Here is a 781-nt window from a genome sequence, read left to right as displayed (position 1 = left end):
TCGCCTCGCTGCGCAGCCGGCTGCCCGCGCTTGCCGGGGCCGCCGCCGCCCAGCACGCCGCGGCGCTGCGGCTGGCCGGCCGGGTCGAGGAGGCGTACGAGCGGGCCGCGGAGCGGGTACGGCGGGAGGTCGCGGCCGGTGAGGTGCTGTCCGGGGACGCGCGCGCCCACTGGCGTGACCATGGGCTCGGCGGTCGGCCGGACGAGCTGCTCGACGCGCTGACCCACGGGCTGACGTCGCTGCTGGCCTGCGCCGTGGAGGAGGCTGATGAGCGGGCCGCGGATGCCTGGCGGCGCGATCCCGCAGCGGCGGAGGTCTCGTTGACGTCGGCCGCCGGTGCCGCGGGTGTGGGCGGACGTCTGGGTGTGCTCGTCCGGCGCTGGCGGCGCTGCCTGGAGGAGCTGGCCGAGGAGGAGACCCGTGAGGCGCGCGCCGGGCAGGCCGGTGAGCGCGCGGGCTCTGTGGAGCCGGAGGAGTCGGCGGCGCTGCTGGCCACCGCGTTGCTCGGCGGCCGCCGAGCCCGTACGGCGGGTGAGAACCTCGCCGACCTGTTGGGGGCCCAGACCGCGTTGCGGCTCTGCGACCGGGGCGGCCGGCTGCTGGCCACGTATCTGGAGCGTGCGTTGGACGGCGAGCGCGAGCGGCGGCTGGCACCGCTGGACCAGCTGACCGTCCCGCCGGACCAGCAGTCGGAGCTGATCGCCGCGCTGTCCGTGATGCAGAGGGAGAAGGAGAGGGAGGAGAAAGAGGAGGAGAAGGGGAGAGGGATGGGGCGGGGGAT

1 pseudogene is annotated in these 781 nt (G+C 76.3%); it reads left to right on the top strand.

Features of this window, described 5'->3' with window-relative positions:
- Positions 1-781 (top strand): annotated as a pseudogene (locus DY245_RS32740) (ATP-binding protein); the annotation flags it as partial.

This window comes from Streptomyces inhibens (assembly GCF_003389455.1).
In the GTDB taxonomy this organism is placed as follows: domain Bacteria; phylum Actinomycetota; class Actinomycetes; order Streptomycetales; family Streptomycetaceae; genus Streptomyces; species Streptomyces inhibens.
Note: the sequence above shows the minus strand (reverse complement) of the source record. Positions and strands in the feature narration are given on the sequence as shown.